This window comes from Tenacibaculum sp. HL-MS23 (assembly GCF_032463465.1).
Lineage (GTDB): Bacteria > Bacteroidota > Bacteroidia > Flavobacteriales > Flavobacteriaceae > Polaribacter > Polaribacter bernardetii.
Genome location: NZ_CP135989.1, coordinates 2,598,479 through 2,619,641, shown reverse-complemented (window position 1 = coordinate 2,619,641; position 21,163 = coordinate 2,598,479). Strand labels below are relative to the sequence as shown.

Sequence of the window (21,163 nt, the reverse complement as noted above, 5' to 3'; positions counted from 1 at the left end):
ATAATTATTTAACCGTTATAACGAATCCATTTCCATAAGTCTTTATACGTTGGTTTTTTACCGTACATTAAAATACCTACACGGTAAATTTTTGCTGCAAACCATACGATTAGCATAAATGTAAGGATTAGGATTAACATTGATATTGCTATTTCCCACCAAGCTACACCAAACGGAATACGCATTAACATTACAATTGGTGATGTAAAAGGAATGTATGAAAAAATTACGGATACAGGCCCATGAGGATCGTTCATTACTGTAGCGAAACCAACATATACTCCTAAAATTAAAGGCAACATTATTGGCATCATAAATTGCTGTGTATCGGTTTCATTATCAACTGCGGCTCCTACTGCAGCAAATAATGAGCTATACAACATATAACCTCCTAAGAAATAGAAAATAAATAAGAAAAACATTTTTAACAAAGGCAACCTAAGTATTTCCTGAATAATCATTTCACCTTTACCTCCTGCTGCTTTTTGCATCGCTTCCATTTGTTCTGCGGGTACTTTTGCAGATTGCATTTCTACCATATCAACTCCAAAAACTGATGAAGCTACTAAACTAAATATCAACAATAAAATTCCCCAAATGAAAAATTGCAACAAACCTGCAGATGCATTACCTATAATTTTACCTAACATTAACTGAAAAGGTTTTACTGAAGAAACAATTATTTCAATTATTCTACTTGTTTTTTCTTCAATAACACTTCGCATTACCGAAGTACCATAAATCATTACAAACATCATTAATAAATAACCTGCTAAGCCACCCATTGCAATTTTTAATCCGTTTATTAATTTAGAAGATTTTTCGCCTGAGAAATTAAACATTTTTATATCTGTCGACATTTTTGATGCTTTAATTTGTGCTAAATCAATGCCGAATTTTGTTAACTTTTCGTTTTGCAATGTTTTATCAACCTTGCTTTCTAAATTCCCCATGATTGACATACTTGGCGAATCTTTTGAGAAAAACTCAATTGAATTTGCCAATACTTCCAAGCTATCTATTTCAGGGATGTATAGCGCTCCGTAATAATCACCATCCTCTACCTTCTTTTTAGATTCTTCAATTCCGAGTGCTGTAAAATCTTCGTATTTAACTGTTTTAGAATCTTTAAAGATATCTTTAGAAAACAAACCTGACTCATCTACATAAACTATTTTCTTAACTTTTTCGTCATTTTTTTTCATCAAGAAAAAAACCAGCGCACCCATACCAATCATTAATAACGGACTTAAAAAAGTCATCATTATAAACGATTTATTTCTAACCTTAGCAATGAACTCGCGTTCTATAATTAATCGTAATCTGCTCATTTTTTAATTGTTTTTATTTACTGCCTGAATAAAAATATCGTTGGCACTTGGTATTAATTCAACAAAATGCTGTACTTGTCCCTGGGTTGTTAAAAATGACAATAAATCATTTGCTGAATTACCGTTGGTTAATTGTACATTTAATTTTAATCCATCATTTAACAATTTAAAATCAGCTGGTAGCACATTAAAGCTCTCTTTCAACTTAGCTTCAACCTCTTCCGGATTTGCCGTGTTTACACCTACCTGAAAAGTATTTGTTCTAAACTCTTTTTTAATATCATCTAACTTACCGTCTAAAATCTTGTTAGATTTATCTATTAAAGCAATATAATCACACATTTCCTCTACAGATTCCATTCTGTGTGTAGAAAATATTATCGTTGCTCCTTCATCGCGAAGTTGTAAAATTTCTTTTGCTATTAATTGTGCATTAATCGGGTCGAAGCCTGAAAAAGGTTCATCAAAAATTAATAATTTAGGCTGGTGTAATACGGTTACTATAAACTGTATTTTTTGTGCCATTCCTTTAGAAAGCTCTTCAATTTTTTTATTCCACCAAGCACCAATATCAAATTTATCAAACCAATATTTCAATCGTTTTTTGGCTTCAGCTTTACTCAATCCTTTTAATTGCGCTAAATACAAAGCTTGCTCACCAACTTTCATCGATTTATACAAACCCCGTTCTTCTGGTAAATAACCAATATACTCTATATGATTAGGAGCTAGTTTTTCTCCATCTAAAATAATTTCACCACTGTCAGGCATTGTAATTTGATTAATGATTCTAATCAAAGATGTTTTTCCTGCTCCGTTTGGTCCTAAAAGCCCGAAAACGCTTCCTTTAGGAATTTGTAATGACACATTATTCAACGCCGTATAATCACCGTAACGCTTTACTACATTATTAATTTCTAATAAATTATTCATCGATTTTATAGTTGATTAGCTGCTGTTTGTCGCAAACCAGCAATGACAAACTTACATATTTTTACATTGATTAGTAACATCTTTAAAGCAAACGTTACATATTAATTCAGTGTTAAATTTACTATGCACGCATAACTTTTTTCAAAAATACTATGCATGCATAATAAATTTCTGTATCTTTGGCTTCACATGGATAAAAATAAATCAATAGATCACCAACTAAGAGCCACATGGCAAGCTGTTGCAAAAATGTACAATGAGCAAGCTGCAAAGCATGACAGTACGATGGCAACTGCTTTTGTTTTATTGAATATAGATTTTGAAAAAGGAACTCCATCAACTGCTTTAGGTCCGTTAATGGGAATGGAGCCTACAAGCCTTTCTAGGTTATTAAAAACAATGGAAGATAAAGGTGTTGTTTGCAGAGAAAAAAGTCCTACCGATGGAAGAAGCGTTATTATAAAACTTACAGATTACGGTAAAGAAATGCGTCAAATTTCAAAAGGTCATGTCTATCAATTTAACAACGAAGTACGAAAACATATTACTGAAGAAGAATTAAATTTATTTTTTAAAGTAACAACAACCATAAACAAACTTATTACAGAAAAAACGGTATATAATAGTACCAATAAAAAAGCTGTATAAAAACAAACCTATAAACAAATGACAAGAAGAATTAAAAAAGTAGCAATCGTCGGTTCTGGAATTATGGGAAGCGGTATTGCTTGTCATTTTGCTAACATTGGCGTTGAAGTCTTATTATTAGACATTGTTCCTAGAGAACTTAACGACAAAGAAAAAGCAAAAGGACTTACGTTAGAAGACAAAGCTGTTCGTAATCGTTTGGTTAATGACGCTTTAACAGCTTCTTTAAAATCAAAGCCATCTCCTATTTATAAAAAAGAATTTGCAAGTAGAATTACTACTGGAAATTTAGAGGATGACATTGCTAAAGTTGCCGATGTAGATTGGATTATGGAAGTTGTTGTTGAACGATTAGATATTAAAAAAATCGTTTTCGAAAAATTAGAAAAATATCGTACTCCTGGTACTTTAATTACTTCTAATACTTCAGGTATTCCTATCAAATTTATGAATGAAGGAAGAAGTGAAGATTTTCAAAAGCACTTTGCGGTAACTCACTTTTTTAACCCTCCACGTTATTTAAAATTATTCGAAGTTGTTCCTGGTCCTGATTGTAAACAAGAAGTAACTGACTTCTTAATGGATTATGGTTCTAAATTCTTAGGAAAAACTTCAGTATTAGCTAAAGATACACCTGCTTTTATTGGTAACAGAATTGGAATCTTCGGAATTCAATCTTTATTTCACCAAGTAAAAGAATTAGGGTTAACTGTTGAAGAAGTTGATAAATTAACCGGTCCGGTAATCGGTCGCCCAAAATCAGCAACTTTTAGAACTGTTGATGTTGTTGGTTTAGATACTTTAGTACATGTTGCTAACGGTATTTATGAAAACTGTCCTAACGACGAAGCTCACGAATTATTTAAACTACCAGGTTTCATCAACACTATGATGGACAATAAATGGTTAGGAAGTAAAACAGGGCAAGGTTTTTATAAGAAATCAGTAAACGCTGAAGGAAAGAAAGAAATTTTAACGTTAGATTTAGATACGATGGAATATCGTTCTAAAAAACGTGCTTCTTTTGCTACTTTAGAATTAACAAAAACTATTGACAAACCAATTGATCGCTTTAAAGTATTAGTTGGCGGAAAAGATAAAGCGGGTGAATTTTACCGTAAAAACTTCGCAGCAATGTTTGCGTATGTTCAAAATAGAATTCCAGAAATTTCTGACGAATTATATAAGATTGACGATGCTATGAAAGCTGGTTTCGGTTGGGAAAATGGACCTTTCGAAATTTGGGATGCTGTAGGTGTAGAAAAAGGTATCGAATTAATGAAAGCTGAAGGAAAAGAGCCAGCTGCTTGGGTTACCGAAATGGTAGCTAAAGGAGAAACTTCTTTCTATACAGTTAAAGAAGGAGCAACTTACTTTTATGATGTTGCTTCTAAAGCACAAACTAAAAAGCCAGGTCAAGATTCATTTATCATCTTAGATAATATTCGTAAAACTACCGAAGTATTTAAAAACTCAGGAGTTGTTATTGAAGATTTAGGAAATGGAATTTTAAACTGTGAATTCCAATCTAAAATGAACACCATTGGTGGCGATGTTTTAGCTGGATTAAATAAAGCGATTGACTTAGCTGAAAAAGATTTTCAAGGATTAGTAGTTGGTAACCAAGGAGCAAACTTCTCGGTTGGAGCAAATATCGGAATGATTTTTATGATGGCTGTAGAGCAAGAATATGATGAATTAAATATGGCTATCAAGTATTTTCAAGATACAATGATGCGCATGCGTTACTCTTCTATTCCTACAATTGCTGCACCGCATGGTATGTCTTTAGGTGGTGGATGTGAATTATCATTACACTCAGATAAAGTCGTTGCCGCTGCTGAAACCTATATGGGATTAGTCGAATTTGGTGTTGGAGTTATTCCTGGTGGTGGTGGTTCTAAAGAAATGGCTTTACGTGCTTCTGATACTTTCCGTACAGGAGATGTTCAGTTAAACGTATTACAAGAGTATTTCTTAACTATTGGTATGGCTAAAGTAAGTACTTCTGCTTATGAAGCTTTCGATTTAGGATTATTAGAAAAAGGAAAAGATCTAGTTGTTGTAAACAGAGAACGTCAAATTGCTGAAGCTAAAAAGCACGCTGTATTAATGGCTGAAGCTGGTTATACACAACCTGCCGCTCGTAAAGATGTATTAGTTCTTGGTAAACAAGCATTAGGTGCATTTATGGTAGCGACGGATTCTATGCAAGCAAGTAATTTTATATCAGAACACGATCAGAAGATTGCAAATAAATTAGCCTACGTAATGGCTGGTGGAGATTTATCAGAACCAACAAAAGTTTCTGAACAGTATTTATTAAACCTAGAACGCGAAGCTTTCTTAAGTTTATGTTCAGAGCGCAAAACATTAGAGCGTATTCAACACATGTTAAAAACTGGTAAACCATTAAGAAACTAAGAAATATGAAAACAGCATATATAGTAAAAGGATATAGAACTGCCATAGCAAAGTCTAAAAGAGGTGCGTTCAGATTTAAAAGAGCTGATGAATTAGCTGCTGAAACTATCGCATATATGATGGAACAGTTACCTGATTTTGACAAAAGTCGTATTGACGATGTTATTGTTGGTAATGCAATGCCAGAAGGTTCTCAAGGATTAAACATGGCACGTTTAATCTCTTTAATGGGATTAAAAACAGAGGATGTTCCTGGAGTAACCGTAAACCGTTTTTGTTCTTCAGGAATAGAAACTATTAGTATGGCAGTTGCAAAAATTCAATCAGGAATGGCTGAATGTATTATTGCAGGTGGAGCTGAAAGTATGAGTTCTGTACCAATGACAGGATTTAAACCAGAATTAAACTACGATACAGTTGCAGCTGGTCATGCAGATTATTACTGGGGTATGGGAAATACTGCAGAAGAAGTTGCTAAGAAATACAACGTTTCTCGTAAAGACCAAGATGAGTTTGCTTTACAATCTCATTTAAAAGCATTAAAAGCACAAGAAGAAAACCGTTTTCAAGATCAAATTGTTCCTATTAAAGTTGAAGAAACTTATGTAGATGCAAACGGAAAACGCGCAACAAGAGAATATACAGTAACCAAAGATGAAGGACCTCGTAAAGGATCTAACATTGCAGGTTTAGAACGTTTAAAGCCAGTATTTGCTACGAACGGAAGTGTTACTGCTGGTAACTCATCTCAAACAAGTGATGGTGCTGCTTTTTTAATGGTTATGAGTGAAGATATGGTGAAAGAATTAAACCTTAAACCAATTGCTCGTATGGTAAGTTATGCTGCCGCTGGAGTACCACCTAGAATTATGGGAATCGGACCAGTTGCTGCAATTCCAAAAGCATTAAAGCAAGCAGGATTAAAACAAGAAGATATTAGCTTAATTGAATTGAACGAAGCATTTGCTTCGCAATCATTAGCTGTAATTCGCGAATTAGGATTAGATGCAGACATCATTAATGTAAATGGTGGAGCAATTGCATTAGGACACCCATTAGGATGTACTGGAGCAAAATTATCTGTTCAATTATTCGACGAAATGCGCAAGCGTAATATGCAAGGAAAATACGGAATGGTAACAATGTGTGTAGGTACCGGTCAAGGTGCTGCAGGTATTTTCGAATTCTTAAACTAACAACAAAAAATAACAAAAATGGCAGATTTATTAAGAGGAGGTCAATTCCTTGTAAAAGAAACAAAATGTGAAGATATATTCACACCAGAAGATTTTTCTGAAGAACAAGTAATGATGAAAGAAGCGGTTAAAGAATTTAACGACCGTGAAATCATTCCTCATAAAGTACGTTTCGAACAGAAAGATTATGCTTTAACCGAAGAAACTATGCGTAAAGCTGGTGAATTAGGTTTCTTAGGTGTGTCTGTTCCTGAAGCTTATGGCGGATTAGGAATGGGATTTGTTTCTACCATGTTAACTTGTGATTATATCTCAAGTGGTACAGGTTCTTTTAGTACTGCTTTTGGTGCGCATACAGGTATTGGTACAATGCCAATTACTTTATATGGTACCGAAGAACAAAAACAAAAATTTGTTCCTGCTTTAGCAATGGGTGAGCGTTTTGGTGCTTACTGCTTAACAGAGCCAGGTGCTGGATCGGATGCAAACTCTGGTAAAACTACTGCCGAGTTAACTGAAGACGGAAAACATTATAAAATTAACGGTCAAAAAATGTGGATTTCGAATGCAGGTTTTGCTGAGATTTTTATCGTTTTTGCTCGTATTGGTGATGATAAAAATATTACTGGTTTTATCCTAGAGTATGATAAAGCAAATCCTAACGGAGTAACTTTAGGTGAAGAAGAACACAAATTAGGTATTCGTGCCTCTTCTACGCGTCAAGTATTCTTTAGCGATACTTTAGTACCGGTAGAAAACATGTTGTCTACTCGTGGTGGTGGTTTTAAAATCGCTATGAATGCATTAAATGTAGGTCGTATTAAATTAGCTGCTGCTTGTTTAGATTCTCAAAGAAGAGTAATCACTTACGCTACACAATATGCTACAGAACGTAAGCAATTTAAAACTCCTATTGCAGAGTTTGGTGCTATAAAAATGAAATTAGCTGAAATGGCAACTAATTCTTACGTAGGTGAATCTGCGTCGTATAGAGCTGCTAAAAATATTGAAGACAGAATTTCAATGCGTGAAGCAGAAGGAAGCAGTCATCAAGAAGCTGAATTAAAAGGTGTTGAAGAATATGCTATCGAATGTTCTATCTTAAAAGTAGCTGTTTCTGAAGATGTACAAGCTTGTGCTGATGAAGGAATTCAGATTTTTGGAGGAATGGGATTCTCAGAAGAAACTCCAATGGAGTCTGCTTGGAGAGATGCTCGTATTGCTCGTATTTACGAAGGAACTAATGAAATTAACAGGTTACTTTCTGTTGGTATGTTAGTAAAGAAAGCAATGAAAGGTCATGTTGATTTATTAGGGCCAGCAACTGCTGTTGGTAACGAATTATTAGGTATTCCTTCTTTTGACACTCCAGATTACTCAGAATTATTTGCTGAAGAAAAAGAAATCATCGCGAAGCTTAAAAAAGTATTCTTAATGGTTGCCGGTGGTGCCATTCAAAAATACGGACCAGACTTAGAACAGCACCAACAATTATTAACTGCTGCTTCTAATATTCTAATTGAAGTTTACATGGCTGAATCTGCTATTTTAAGAACTGAAAAGAATGCAAAACGTTCTGGAGAAGCTTCTCAAAAAGAGCAAATTGCAATGTCTCAGTTATATTTATACAACGCTGTAGATATCATTATCAAAAATGCTAAAGAAGGAATTATTTCTTTTGCAGAAGGTGATGAGCAACGTATGATGTTAATGGGTCTTAAGCGTTTTACAAAGTACGCAAACTACCCTAACGTAGTTGAGTTACGTAACACAATTGCAGAAAAATTAAAAGCAGAAAATAAGTACTGCTTCTAATCCTCTAAGAGGAATTAGGTAATAATATATTTCATAATTAGCCAAAGTTGTTAGCGTAACAATTTGTTATCTAACTGTAATAGCTAATTACTGATTTAAAATCTTCTTAAACTTTATAGGTTTTAGAATTTAGTTGTTTGTTTAAAGATCGTCAAATTAATTTTTGACGGTCTTTTTTTATTCCCTTAACTTTAAGTTATTAATAGTATTTTTAAACAATAGTTTTTGTTAAAAAAAACCATCCAACAAAAAAATAAAACTTTCTTCTTATTTATAACTCAATAAGGTTACTTATAGAAACAAAACACATTATGAAAATCAGAAAAGTAGTATTCAAGAATTTTAACCTAGCGCCAATATTTTTAGTTTTCATCATATTCTTTACTAATTGTCATAAAGAGAACAAATTAAATCAAACTAAAAATGAATCTATTGGCCCTAAAAATGGAACGCTTTTAATTGGTGGAGGAGGAATGACTGATGAAATGTGGCAAGTATTTTATGAATTAGCAGGAGAAAAATCGGCAAAACTTGTGGTAATCCCAACTGCTTTTGATGAAAACTCGATAAATTACGATCCTGATTTTAAAATTTTAGAAAGACAATTTATTTCTCGTGGTTTTGACAGTATTAAGTTTATGCATACAAGAGACACACTTATTTCAAATAGTAATAATTTTATAAAACCGTTAAAAACTGCTACTGCTGTTTGGCTTACCGGTGGCAGGTCTTTTAGAACTTCGGCTGCTTATTTAAATACAAAAACACATACCGAATTAAAGAATGTTTTAAATCGTGGCGGTATTATTGGCGGGCATTCCGCTGGTGCTTCTATTCAAGGTTCTTATTTAGCAAGAGGTGGACGAAAACCAAATGATAATTATAAAATCTTTAATGATTTTAATACTGGTTTTGGTTTTGTTACAAACACAGCTTTCGACCAACATCACTTAGAAAGAAACCGACAGTATGATATGTTTAAGTTATTAAAAGTTGAACCAAAATTATTGGGTATCGGTGTTGATGAAAACACGGCTATTATTGTTCATAAAAATGAATTTGAAGTAATTGGAGATAAATATGTTGCTATTTACGACAACACTTTTTGGTCTAATTATTTTAATAAAATAGATTCATCAGAAACAGGGAAAAATAAGTTTTATGTTTTAAAAAATGGTGAAAAGTATAATCTAAAAAAAAGACGAGTACAACGAAATAAATTTATTAACCCCAAAAAAATCACTTTCAAAGAACTAAAAAAATATGTTGGTAATTATCTCTTTGAAAAAAGTAAAGTTTTGTGGAATAACATTTTAATTGAAAATGACACCCTTAAGTTTCAGGTTGTAAGGCGAAATATCATTCGAAAATCAATTCCGATTTATGCTTATGATAAAGATATATTTTTTGATGTTGATGCAGAGTTATGGTTTCATTTTAAAAGAGATAGCTTAGGTAAAATTATTAGTTTTAATAAACGAACACATCAATTTATAAACAGTAAGAATCGAAAATTTAATAAAACCGAATAATAGCTGTTTTACAAATATTTTATATCACATGGAAAATCGATATATAGAAACACACAAAACTTGGAATATTATTGCAAAACAATATGAGGAGAAGTTTATGGAGCTTGACTTATACAACGGCACTTATAAAATATTTTGCGATTTACTATCTAAAAAAAATGCGGCTATACTTGAAATAGGTTGTGGACCAGGAAACATTACAAATCAAATTTTACGCCTTAACCCTACTCTAAAAATTTTAGCTACAGATGTTTCAACGAACATGGTTCGTTTAACTAAAAAGAATAATCCTACTATTAAAACGCTGGTTTTAGATTGCCGAAACTTAAAAACGGTACAAAATACTTTTAATGGAATTATATGCGGATTTATAATTCCTTATTTATCAAAAAAAGATTGCTCAAAACTTATTTCAGATTGTGCTAATATATTAGATAATAAAGGTGTTTTATATTTAAGTTTTGTAAACGGGTATCCCGAAAAATCAGGATTCATATCAGGGAGTTCAGGAAACAGCGTTTACTTTTATTATCATGAATTAGAAACGATCAAAAAAGAATTAAAACTCCGCAATATGCTTATTACCAACATAATTGAAAAAGAGTATAAAAAATCAGATTCAACCTTTGAAACACACACTATATTAATTGCAAAAAAAAGCAATAATAAACAATGATAAACAATGATAATTGTAAGTAAACTATTCTTATTTGACTACTTATAAATCATTAATAAAACAACGTTAATAAGCGATAAACAAAGCTTAACAAAACGTGTTGCAATATTTTTAAAAAAACCTAATTAACGTATATTGCAACCTATTTAAAAGTGAATATTATGCAAGAGAATAAAATAGTAAATTATATTAAAGATGTACTAAAAAATATGCCAGCAGGTTGGTTAAATATTACAACACATCGATTAGATATTTATAATGAAGAATTAGCAAAAACAGAATTTTTAGAGAAGTTTGAAACTTTATACAACAATAATAATTCTGAATTAAAAGCACTTGATCAGTTACCAACTGCATATGATTATATTCGTTTAGGACACCCGTTATCTTGTGTTTTAGAATGGGGAATTGCCAATTTAAACAACCTTAAATCAGAAAACATAATTAGTTTTGATTCTAAGACAGTTCCTGTTTTAGCAATCTTAAGAAAAAATTTATTAGAAAATAAAAACACTCAAATAGTTTATAAAGGTGAGTTACCTGACTATTTTGATATTGAAACTATTCAGCATGTTTATGGTTATAAATTTGAGTTGAAGCAACTTAAAGAAACAACTGAAACTCCTGAATTTGATGGTAGCACAATATTCATTTCTCAGCAAGATGAAATTGGTTCACTTAACTTAAATACTGCTATTGATTTTTTCATCAATATTCATTCTCAAATAGGAAGTGTTTTAGTTATAAACGGCGAGAAGAACGAAAGTTATACTTCAGATATTCAGCATGTAAGAAGAAGAGAAACTGTTGCTATGACACCTAGTAATTCTCTTATGGCCTTAAAAGCTTTAACGAGCAAAACATCCATTGAAAATGAAAAAATTGATAGTTCAAATAAAGCGAGTGTTTTAAATTCTATTAAAAAAATTACTGGAGCAAATACAAAACCATTAGTAGCATCAAGCGGATTATCTATTCAGTATGCTATTTTAATGGGACTGATACATGATGCCCTAGAGAAAAATAGCGGAAAAGATATAAAAATAATTGTACCACCTAATTGTTATGGAGGAACAAATGACCAAGCAAGGCGTGTTGCTGCTTGTATTGAAAATGTTGAAATTGTAGATTTACCGGTAGATGGTGATAATGATATGGTACAGAGTATTGAAATTGTGTTGGCAAAAATCGCTAACCAAGATGCTGTTCCGTATATTATTGCTGAAATACCTACAAACCCTAGAGTTGAAGTTCCTAACCTTATAGAATTGAAAGAAGTTTTAAGTAAAAAACGCACAACTTCTTCTGGAGAAATAGCCATTGATCCTGTTTTTATTCTAGATCAAACATTTTGTCCGAATGTTCATTTTTTAGGTGAAAATGAAATTCTATCAACTGTAAGAACAATTTCTTTTGCTAGTGGATCTAAATTTCCTAGTGGTGGACAATGTACTGCTGGTTATTGTATTGGTAACGAAAAAACAACTGCATTAATCGATAAAATAGAAATGCATTTAAATCTTTGCGATAATGAAGCTACAGAGTTTCAGTATGAAATATTAGCAAAACAAATGCCTTCTATGAATCAGCGAATTATAGATGCTTATAAAAACACCCGTGAATTTGTAAACTTTATTCAGGAGGTTTTACCTGCTGCTAAAATTAATTTTGTATCAGAAGAATTAGCTGAACAAGGCTTTACTCCTTCTGTTTTTTCTTTAGATCTTCCAACAAAAGGAAATTCTGATGAAGAAAGAGAAACCTATAAAAGAGCTTTAAATTTAAAGTTAATCAATTTAATGATTACTGAGATTCCGAATGAAAGTAAATACTGTGTAAGTTACGGACAATTAAAAGGTTGTTATTGGACGATACCAGCAACATCAACACAAGGAACCACTAAAGAAGGTGACAAAGATTATATTGCACGCGTGTCTCTTTCTCCTGATATGGATCTTGACCGTCATAAAAAAGTGTTTTTAGATTTTGTAAAAAACATCTAGTTAAAATCTTCCTATCATGAATATAAACGCCGAATTTAAAACTATAGAACATTATTTTTCTCCTAAGATAATATCAGAAGTTAATGATCAATATGTAAAATTAGCGAAGATTAAAGGAGAAGATATTCCTTGGCATAATCATGAAAACGAAGATGAACTGTTTTTTATTTCTGAAGGTTCTTTATTAATGGAAATTGAAAATGAGCCTAGTTTTACAATGACTAAAGGAGATTTATTTGTTGTTAAAAAAGGCGTAAATCATCGAGTATCCGCAAAAAAAGAATGTTTGATTATGCTTATTGAAAGTAAAACAACTAAACATACAGGAACTACAGAGTCGACTATTACGAAATCAATAGAAGAACAAAAATATTAATCATAAAAAAAGCTTCCAAATTTGGAAGCTTTTTTTATTCTAAGAGTAACTTAGTTACTTATTTTAAAGCTCCTAAATAGCGCTCAGCATCTAAAGCTGCCATACAACCTGATCCTGCCGCAGTAACTGCCTGACGGTATTCTTTATCTTGTATATCACCTGCTGCAAAAACTCCTGGTAAATTTGTCTTCGTAGACTTTCCTTTGGTTATTAAATAACCAACTTCATCCATATCTAAAACATCTATAAATAAATCAGAATTTGGTTTGTGTCCAATCGCTATAAAAACTCCTGTAACTGCGATTTCTTTTTTATCTTTTGTTTGGTTGTTTACAACACGAACACCTTCAACAACATCTTTTCCTAAAACCTCATCTAATTCAGTATTGTATAACACTTCGATATTTGTTGTTTTATCTACACGGTGCTGCATTGCTTTAGAAGCTCTCATATGATCTTTACGCACTAGCATTGTAACTTTGTTACAAATATTAGCTAAATACGTTGCTTCTTCTGCTGCAGTATCTCCTGCTCCTACAACAATAACATCTTGTCCTTTATAAAAGAAACCATCGCACGTAGCACAAGCCGAAACTCCACCACCAATTAAACGTTGTTCACTTTCTAATCCTAAATATTTAGCTGTTGCACCTGTTGAAATAATTATTGTTTCAGCCTCTATCTCGATAGTTTCATCAACAATAACTTTATGAATACCACCAATCTCTGTACTTAGATCAACTTTCGTAACCATTCCAAAACGAACATCTGTACCAAAACGTTCAGCTTGTTTTTGTAAATCGTTCATCATTGCTGTTCCATCAGTTCCGTTTGGATATCCTGGGTAATTATCTACTTCGGTAGTTGTTGTTAACTGCCCCCCCATTTGCATACCTGTATACATAATAGGTTTCATATCTGCTCTTGCAGCGTATATTGCAGCACTGTATCCTGCTGGTCCTGAACCAATAATCAAACATTTAATTTTTTCTGCCATCGTCTTAATTTTTTTGGAATTACAAATGTAATTTTTTTTTAGTTCTATTATCTTTTTTTAATATATATTTTGATTATTAGGCAATAAACTAAAGCTATATTCTTTTCTGAAAATTTTTAATATTTTTTGTTTCAGATGTATTTATTTTTTATACATTTGCACACCGATAATTATTCGGGGTGTAGCGTAGCCCGGTCATCGCGCCTCGTTTGGGACGAGGAGGTCGCAGGTTCGAATCCTGCCACCCCGACAAAATTAATAATCAATTAACATCAAAACCTTGGTAATCGTAAGATTATCGAGGTTTTATGATTTTTAAGCAATCATAAGATTTGATATTATTTGATTAAAAAAGTGACCTATTCGGTTACCATTTTATAATAGGTATATAGGTAACCGAATTATTGATTTGACTTTCGTCAGTAAACAAATGTTTAACTAAAGACGAAAGATATGAAAACTTCGACAACGTTTAGTATTCTGTTTTGGCTCAAACTATCAAAAGCTAAAAATGGAAAAGCACCTCTTTATGCACGTATAACGGTAAATGGGAAAAGAGCAGAAATTAGCCTCAAACGAAAAATTAAAATTGAATTTTGGAGCTCTGCCAAAAACAAAGTAAAAGGAACCAACCAAGAGGCTCGAATTATTAACGCATATTTGGACCAGGTATCTTCAGAGCTTCACCAATCCAAAAACGAATTAAAATCCGAAGGTAAGATTACTTCAGCTCAAACCGTTAAGGCTCGTTACCTAAAAGAAGATGAACAAAATTATTCTTTAAATGATATCATAAAATATCATAATGAAGATATGGTAGGGAAACTCAAATGGGGTACTCAAAAAAATTACTTCACAACACAAGGGTACATTGCAGATTTCATTTTTGTAAAATATAAAGTTACAGATATGTATTTAAAGCAATTGGATTATAATTTCATTTTAAAGTTTGAAAAATACTTAAGAAATTTCACACCCACAGATCACCAAAAACCAATGGGTAACAATACTGTAATGAAGCATATTGAACGCTTTAGAAAAATGATTACACTATCTTATAAACTGGAATGGATTGAAAGAGATCCGTTTATAAACTTCAAATCTAAATTTGTAAAAGTAGAAAGAGGCTATTTAACTGAAATGGAATTGAACGAAATTGAAGAAAAAGATTATTCAATTGAAAGACTACAATTAGTAAAGGATCTATTTGTTTTCGCCTGTTACACCGGCTTGAGTTATATTGATGTAATAAACTTAACAGCAAGTGATATTAATTATGGTATAGATGGCGAGTTGTGGTTAATTATGAAAAGAGAGAAAACAAACAATGCCTTACGAATTCCTATACTACCTAAAGCACTTACTTTAATTAATAAGTATAAAGAAAATCCAAAATCATTAGCAAATGCTACTGTATTTCCAAAAATGTCAAACCAAAAATTAAATGCTTATTTAAAAGAAATAGCAGATTTATGCAGAATAGAAAAGAATCTAACATTTCATCTGGCACGACATACATTTGCTACAACAGTAACTTTAAGTAATGGTGTGCCTATTGAAACGGTATCTAAACTTTTAGGTCATTCTCGCATTTCAACAACACAAATTTATGCTAAAGTGATTGAACGTAAGGTAAGTGATGATATGAAAACATTAAGAGCAAAATTTGAGAAAGGTGTAAAAACAACCAAAAACCAATCAAGTTTTATTTAAAGCAAAGTTAAAATCTATTCAAATTGAATTAAATTTTATACCTTTGTTTTCAATATGAAACAAGTATTCCATAAAATAATGTCACTTTTAATGGCTTTTGTAGTGTTATTTTCTACAATGTCATTTACTGTAGATATGCACTATTGTGGAGATACTTTAATGGATACAGCTATATTCCATAAAGCAGAAACCTGTGGAATGGAAATGGAAAACCCATTAACTGATGGGTGTTCTATAACAAAAAAGAATTGTTGTAGTGATGAACAATTAGCTGTTGATGGTCAAAATGAATTACAACTTCAAGTTGATAAAATTACTTTTGAGCAGCAGGTATTTATTGCTTCTTTCGTATATACTTACATTAACCTTTTTGAAGGGTTAGATAATAACGTATCTTCTTTCGAAGAATACGAACCACCACTTGTCGTCAAGCAAATCTTCAAGATTGACGAGACTTATTTAATTTGATTTTTAAACATTAGACTGTTTTATCCTATGGCTGTATGTCATAAGGATGATTTTTTGTATTCGGTGTTTTCTTAACACCTATGTCTAACTGTTTAATAATCAAAGACAATGCTAAATAAAAGCATCAAATTTTTAATAGAAAATAAACTCGTAGCAGTATTATTACTTGTTCTCTTTATAGGCTGGGGAACGGTAAATGCACCATTTAATTGGGAAACAGGATTTTTACCAAGTAACCCTGTAGCTGTAGACGCTATTCCCGATATTGGAGAGAACCAACAAATAGTATTTACTAAATGGGATGGTCGTTCACCACAAGATATAGAAGACCAAATAACCTATCCATTAACAACATCTTTACTCGGTATTCCAGGAGTAAAAACCATTCGTAGTTCGTCTATGTTTGGCTTTTCAAGTATCTATATCATTTTTGAAGAAGATATTGAGTTTTACTGGAGTCGTAGTAGAATATTAGAAAAACTCAACTCGTTACCAAGCGGATTATTACCCGAAGGTGTTAATCCTGCTTTGGGTCCAGATGCCACAGGATTAGGGCAAATTTTTTGGTACACATTAGAAGGTCGTGATGAAAACGGAAATGTAACAGGTGGTTGGGATTTACAAGAATTACGAAGTATTCAAGACTACTATGTTAAATATGCACTATCGTCTGCAAGTGGCGTATCAGAAGTGGCATCAATTGGTGGTTATGTACAAGAATACCAAGTAGATGTTAATCCGGAATTAATGCGTCAATACAATATTGGTTTACATCATATTGTAAAAGCAGTAAAAGAAAGTAATAAAGATATTGGTGCACAAACTTTAGAAATTAATCAAGCCGAATATTTAGTTAGAGGTTTAGGTTATGTAAAATCTATTTCCGACATAGAAAATGCAGTAGTTACTTCCGAAGATTACACAGCGATTAAAATTAAAGACATAGGAAAAGTGTCTTTAGGTCCTGCAACTCGAAGAGGATTACTGGACAAGGAAGGTGCAGAAGTTGTTGGTGCTGTCGTAGTAGCGCGATATGGTGCGAATCCAATGGAAGTTATCAATAATGTTAAAGAAAAAATTAACGAATTAAGCGCAGGACTACCTTCAAAAGTATTAGCCGATGGCAGAACTTCACAAGTAACTATTGTTCCTTTTTATGACAGAACAGAACTCATTCAGGAAACTTTAGGGACACTTAATGAAGCCCTAACATTAGAAATACTAATTACTATTTTAGTTATAATCATTATGGTATTTAATCTTCGAGCTTCTGTATTGATTTCTGGCTTACTACCAGTTGCTGTATTAATGGTTTTTATAGCAATGAAACTCTTTGGTGTAGATGCTAATATTGTGGCTTTATCAGGTATCGCTATTGCTATTGGTACAATGGTAGATGTAGGTGTAATACTTTCAGAAAACATCATTAGGCATTTAGATGAAAACAAAGATAAACTGCCCATAAATAATGTGGTTTACAACGCAACAGCAGAAGTATCTGGAGCAATTGTAACAGCAGTTATGACAACCATTATAAGTTTTATTCCTGTATTTACAATGATTGGAGCTGAAGGAAAATTATTCAGACCATTAGCCTTTACTAAAACATTTGCTTTAACAGCTTCAATTATTGTAGCGTTGTTTTTAATTCCACCCTTTGCTGCATTTTTATTTAAAAAGAAAAACATTAAAACCAATTTCAAATATGTTTTAAATGGGGTTTTAATAGCATTAGGAATTATTGCCACAGTCTATGGTTATTGGTTAGGTTTAATCTTGGTAGCTTTTGGAGTTACAACACTATTAAGTGTTCAAAAAATGATAAGCGAAAAACAAGCAAATCTTATTAATATTATCATATCTGTATCTGCTATTGTGTTTTTATTAGCTGAATATTGGAGACCTTTAGGTGTAGATAAAAGCATCTTTTGGAATCTCATTTTTGTAAGTATTATTTGCTTTGGTTTATTAGGTGTTTTCTCATTATTCATAAGGTATTATACACGTATTTTAAAATGGTGTTTGAACAATAAACTAATATTCTTATCCATACCAACAGCTATTGTAATAGCAGGTTTTTTCATAATGAAAAATACAGGCAAAGAATTTATGCCATCTTTAAATGAAGGTTCTTTTTTATTAATGCCAACTTCAATGCCACATTCTGGAGTCGAAGAAAACAAACGTGTTTTACAACAGTTAGATATGGCTGTAGCAAGTATTCCAGAGATAAAAACCGTAGTTGGTAAAGCAGGTCGTACAGAATCAGCTTTAGATCCAGCGCCTTTGTCTATGTATGAAAATATTATTCAGTACAAACCAGAATATATGCTGAATAAAAACGGAGAACGTCAACGTTACAAAGTAAATGATGATGGTTTATTTGAATTAAAAGATGGACGTTTCATCGCTAATCCTAATAATACAGAAAATGTCACTTTGAGCGCTGTAGAAAGGTTACAATTAATAGAAGATAATAATGGTGAATTTTATCGAAACTGGCGACCTGAAATACAATCACCAGACGATATTTGGAATAACATTGTTAAAGTTACCAAGTTACCTGGTGTTACTTCTGCACCTAAACTACAACCTATTGAAACACGATTGGTAATGCTGCAAACAGGTATGCGTGCACCAATGGGAATAAAGGTTAAAGGTCAAGACTTAAAACAAATTGAAGCCTTTGGTGTACAGTTAGAAGGGATTTTAAAACAAGCTGAAGGTATTAAAAAAGAAGCTGTTTTTGCAGACCGTATTGTAGGGAAACCCTATTTGTTAATTGATATTGATAGAGAAAAAATTGCACGTTATGGCATTTCGATACAAGATGTTCAAGAGGTGCTAAAAGTAGCAGTTGGTGGTATGGTCTTAACCCAAACGGTTGAAGGTCGAGAACGCTATGGTGTTCGAGTACGATACCCAAGAGAATTACGAGCAAACCCAACCGACTTACAGCAGATTTATGTGCCAGTAGAAAAAGGCAGTCCAGTACCATTAAGCGAATTAGCAAGCATTAGATATGAACAAGGTCCACAAGTTATTAAGAGTGAAGATACTTTTTTAGTAGGCTATGTCTTGTTTGATAAATTAGATGGTTTTGCAGAAGTAAGCGTTGTTGAAAATGCACAAGCATTGATTCAAGAAAAGATAGATTCTGGTGAGTTAATTGTACCAAAAGGAATCAACTATGCATTCACAGGAACGTATGAAAATCAGTTACGAGCGGAAAAAACCTTATCGGTTGTTGTACCGTTAGCATTGGCAATCATTTTCTTAATTCTGTATTTCCAGTTCCGTTCGGTTGGTACGTCCTTAATGGTATTCACAGGTATCGCAGTAGCGTTTGCAGGTGGTTTTTTAATGATCTGGTTATATGGTCAAGATTGGTTTTTAAACTTCAACTTTTTTGGCGAAAATCTGCGTGATTTATTTCAGATGCATCCAATTAATTTGAGTGTGGCTGTTTGGGTAGGCTTTATTGCTCTTTTTGGAATAGCAACAGATGATGGTGTAGTTATGGCAACATATTTAACTCAAATATTTGAAAGGAATACACCAAAAAACAAAAAGCAAATCAGAGCAGCTGTTGTTGAAGCAGGAGAAAAACGTATTAGACCGTGTTTAATGACTACTGCAACAACCATATTGGCATTATTACCAGTATTAACCTCAACAGGTCGTGGTAGTGATATTATGATTCCTATGGCAATACCAAGTTTTGGAGGTATGCTAATTGCCTTAATCACCTTATTTGTAGTACCAGTTTTATACAGCTGGAAAGCAGAAGCTCAACTAAAAAGAACATCAAAATGAAACATATAAAAACAATCTTTTTTCTTTTTTCTTTTCTCTTTGTTCTCAAAGGAAATGCACAAGAATTACAAACTTTAATCGATGAAGCTTTGGTAAACAATCCAGAGATTCAAAAATTCGAGTTACAGCACAAGAGAGTTTCAGAAAAAGTAAATGAAGTTAATACCATTCCAAATACCGAATTTGGAGTAGGTTATTTTGTAAGTGAGCCAGAAACAAGAACTGGAGCCCAACGCTTTAAAGTTTCTGCAAAACAAATGTTGCCTTGGTTTGGCTCAATAACAGCAAGAGAAAATTATGTAAGTTCTTTAGCTGAAACTAAATATGAAGATATTGTAATTGCCAAACGTAAATTAATGGTTTCGGTATCACAATCGTATTACAAGTTATATACTAATAAAGCAAAACAAAAAGTATTAACTAACAATATCGAACTCTTAAAAACTTACGAAACAATGGCTTTAACTTCTGTCGAAGTTGGCAAAGCTTCAGCAGTAGATGTGTTACGATTACAGATGCGTCAAAATGAATTACAACAATTAAAAGAAGTGTTGCAACAACAATTTTTAGCAGAACAAACAACCTTAAATAAACTTTTAAATAGAGAAAAAGAGGTTTCTATAGTTGTTGTTGATAAATTAAATATGCCTTCTGAAGATTTTGAAATCACTTTTGAAAATTTAGCATTGCATCCTGAATTATTAAAATATGATAAACTCTTTAAATCCATTGAACAATCAGAATTATTAAACCAAAAAGAAAGCAGTCCTATGATTGGTTTTGGATTAGATTATATCAATGTGGCGAAACGTCCAAATATGGACTTTAGCGATAATGGAAAAGATATTGTAATGCCAATGGTGTCTTTATCAATACCAATATTTAATAAAAAATATAAATCGAAAACAAAGCAAAACGAGTTACAACAGCAGGAAATTACTGCACAAAAACAAGAACGCTTAAATACTTTGGAAACGCTTTTAGATAAAGCAATAAAAGAAAGAGTGTCTGCAAGAATAAGTTATAAAACTCAAACCAAAAATTTGAAGCAAGCTAATGATGCAGAGCAAATATTAATCAAAAGTTACGAAACAGGAACAATTGATTTTAATGATGTTTTAGACATTCAAGAACTGCAATTAAAGTTTCAAATGAATCAAATAGAATCGATTAAAACTTATTATTTACAAACCACAATCATCAATTATTTAAGCAACTAAAAACAAGTATAATTT

Annotated in this window: 15 protein-coding genes and 1 tRNA gene; 13 read left to right on the top strand and 3 right to left on the bottom strand. The window is 32.3% G+C overall.

Going from position 1 to position 21,163, the window contains the following annotated elements; all coding sequences use genetic code 11:
• Positions 1-8: 8 nt before the first annotated feature.
• Both RRF68_RS12210 and RRF68_RS12205 read right to left on the bottom strand, forming a co-directional pair.
• Positions 9-1,331: an ABC transporter permease gene (locus tag RRF68_RS12210; protein WP_275314903.1), complete on the bottom strand. Its 1,323-nt coding sequence runs from the start codon at positions 1,329-1,331 to the stop codon at positions 9-11.
• Positions 1,332-1,334: 3 nt separating this feature from the next.
• Positions 1,335-2,264: an ABC transporter ATP-binding protein gene (locus tag RRF68_RS12205; protein ID WP_275314904.1), complete on the bottom strand. Its 930-nt coding sequence runs from the start codon at positions 2,262-2,264 to the stop codon at positions 1,335-1,337.
• Positions 2,265-2,453: 189 nt separating this feature from the next.
• On the opposite strand from RRF68_RS12205, the gene RRF68_RS12200 reads away from it, so the two are divergent.
• The 8 genes from RRF68_RS12200 (at position 2,454) to RRF68_RS12165 (ending at position 12,934) form a co-directional block, all read left to right on the top strand.
• Entirely contained in the window at positions 2,454-2,912 is a 459-nt protein-coding gene (locus tag RRF68_RS12200; protein ID WP_218773151.1) for a MarR family winged helix-turn-helix transcriptional regulator, read from the top strand.
• 18 nt (positions 2,913-2,930) lie between these two features.
• Positions 2,931-5,336, top strand: a complete 2,406-nt coding sequence (locus RRF68_RS12195) for a 3-hydroxyacyl-CoA dehydrogenase/enoyl-CoA hydratase family protein (protein WP_315944505.1) — start codon at positions 2,931-2,933, stop codon at positions 5,334-5,336.
• Positions 5,337-5,341: 5 nt separating this feature from the next.
• On the top strand, positions 5,342-6,532 hold the full coding sequence (locus RRF68_RS12190; protein ID WP_315944504.1) for an acetyl-CoA C-acyltransferase: 1,191 nt from the start codon (positions 5,342-5,344) through the stop codon (positions 6,530-6,532).
• A gap of 18 nt (positions 6,533-6,550) precedes the next feature.
• Complete coding sequence (locus tag RRF68_RS12185; protein WP_275314905.1) at positions 6,551-8,347, top strand: acyl-CoA dehydrogenase family protein; 1,797 nt, start codon at positions 6,551-6,553, stop codon at positions 8,345-8,347.
• A gap of 311 nt (positions 8,348-8,658) precedes the next feature.
• The gene (locus RRF68_RS12180) at positions 8,659-9,879 is read left to right on the top strand and encodes a cyanophycinase (RefSeq protein WP_315944503.1); all 1,221 of its coding nucleotides are present in this window, start codon (positions 8,659-8,661) and stop codon (positions 9,877-9,879) included.
• Between the two features lie 28 nt (positions 9,880-9,907).
• A complete protein-coding gene (locus tag RRF68_RS12175) occupies positions 9,908-10,555 on the top strand; it encodes a class I SAM-dependent methyltransferase (protein ID WP_315944502.1) in 648 nt (215 codons plus the stop codon).
• Between the two features lie 161 nt (positions 10,556-10,716).
• Complete coding sequence (locus tag RRF68_RS12170) at positions 10,717-12,558, top strand: cystathionine beta-synthase (RefSeq protein ID WP_315944501.1); 1,842 nt, start codon at positions 10,717-10,719, stop codon at positions 12,556-12,558.
• A gap of 16 nt (positions 12,559-12,574) precedes the next feature.
• Complete coding sequence (locus tag RRF68_RS12165) at positions 12,575-12,934, top strand: cupin domain-containing protein (RefSeq protein WP_315944500.1); 360 nt, start codon at positions 12,575-12,577, stop codon at positions 12,932-12,934.
• 58 nt (positions 12,935-12,992) lie between these two features.
• Here RRF68_RS12165 and trxB read toward each other — a convergent pair whose 3' ends face one another.
• Positions 12,993-13,931 (bottom strand): thioredoxin-disulfide reductase, encoded by a 939-nt coding sequence (gene trxB / locus RRF68_RS12160; protein ID WP_315944499.1) that lies wholly within the window; start codon positions 13,929-13,931, stop codon positions 12,993-12,995.
• Positions 13,932-14,106: 175 nt separating this feature from the next.
• On the opposite strand from trxB, the gene RRF68_RS12155 reads away from it, so the two are divergent.
• From RRF68_RS12155 to RRF68_RS12135, 5 genes are all read left to right on the top strand, one after another.
• Positions 14,107-14,181: transfer RNA gene (locus RRF68_RS12155), tRNA-Pro, on the top strand.
• Positions 14,182-14,384: 203 nt separating this feature from the next.
• Entirely contained in the window at positions 14,385-15,644 is a 1,260-nt protein-coding gene (locus RRF68_RS12150; protein WP_068704605.1) for a site-specific integrase, read from the top strand.
• Positions 15,645-15,698: 54 nt separating this feature from the next.
• Entirely contained in the window at positions 15,699-16,112 is a 414-nt protein-coding gene (locus RRF68_RS12145; RefSeq protein ID WP_068704607.1) for an HYC_CC_PP family protein, read from the top strand.
• A gap of 108 nt (positions 16,113-16,220) precedes the next feature.
• A complete protein-coding gene (locus RRF68_RS12140) occupies positions 16,221-19,928 on the top strand; it encodes an efflux RND transporter permease subunit (RefSeq protein ID WP_315944498.1) in 3,708 nt (1,235 codons plus the stop codon).
• Positions 19,925-21,148, top strand: coding sequence for a TolC family protein (locus RRF68_RS12135; RefSeq protein WP_068704610.1), 1,224 nt, complete (start codon positions 19,925-19,927; stop codon positions 21,146-21,148). Before RRF68_RS12140 ends, RRF68_RS12135 begins: the two co-directional genes overlap by 4 nt.
• Positions 21,149-21,163 lie beyond the last annotated feature (15 nt).

Bases quoted from the DNA above. Each gene is read 5' to 3' on its own strand.
- trxB (WP_315944499.1), bottom strand. From the start codon at position 13,931: ATGGCAGAAAAAATTAAATGTTTGATTATTGGTTCAGGACCAGCAGGA.
- RRF68_RS12190 (WP_315944504.1), top strand. From the start codon at position 5,342: ATGAAAACAGCATATATAGTAAAAGGATATAGAACTGCCATAGCAAAG.
- RRF68_RS12140 (WP_315944498.1), top strand. From the start codon at position 16,221: ATGCTAAATAAAAGCATCAAATTTTTAATAGAAAATAAACTCGTAGCA.
- RRF68_RS12195 (WP_315944505.1), top strand. From the start codon at position 2,931: ATGACAAGAAGAATTAAAAAAGTAGCAATCGTCGGTTCTGGAATTATG.
- RRF68_RS12165 (WP_315944500.1), top strand. From the start codon at position 12,575: ATGAATATAAACGCCGAATTTAAAACTATAGAACATTATTTTTCTCCT.
- RRF68_RS12150 (WP_068704605.1), top strand. From the start codon at position 14,385: ATGAAAACTTCGACAACGTTTAGTATTCTGTTTTGGCTCAAACTATCA.
- RRF68_RS12175 (WP_315944502.1), top strand. From the start codon at position 9,908: ATGGAAAATCGATATATAGAAACACACAAAACTTGGAATATTATTGCA.
- RRF68_RS12185 (WP_275314905.1), top strand. From the start codon at position 6,551: ATGGCAGATTTATTAAGAGGAGGTCAATTCCTTGTAAAAGAAACAAAA.
- RRF68_RS12170 (WP_315944501.1), top strand. From the start codon at position 10,717: ATGCAAGAGAATAAAATAGTAAATTATATTAAAGATGTACTAAAAAAT.
- RRF68_RS12135 (WP_068704610.1), top strand. From the start codon at position 19,925: ATGAAACATATAAAAACAATCTTTTTTCTTTTTTCTTTTCTCTTTGTT.
- RRF68_RS12205 (WP_275314904.1), bottom strand. From the start codon at position 2,264: ATGAATAATTTATTAGAAATTAATAATGTAGTAAAGCGTTACGGTGAT.
- RRF68_RS12180 (WP_315944503.1), top strand. From the start codon at position 8,659: ATGAAAATCAGAAAAGTAGTATTCAAGAATTTTAACCTAGCGCCAATA.
- RRF68_RS12200 (WP_218773151.1), top strand. From the start codon at position 2,454: ATGGATAAAAATAAATCAATAGATCACCAACTAAGAGCCACATGGCAA.
- RRF68_RS12210 (WP_275314903.1), bottom strand. From the start codon at position 1,331: ATGAGCAGATTACGATTAATTATAGAACGCGAGTTCATTGCTAAGGTT.
- RRF68_RS12145 (WP_068704607.1), top strand. From the start codon at position 15,699: ATGAAACAAGTATTCCATAAAATAATGTCACTTTTAATGGCTTTTGTA.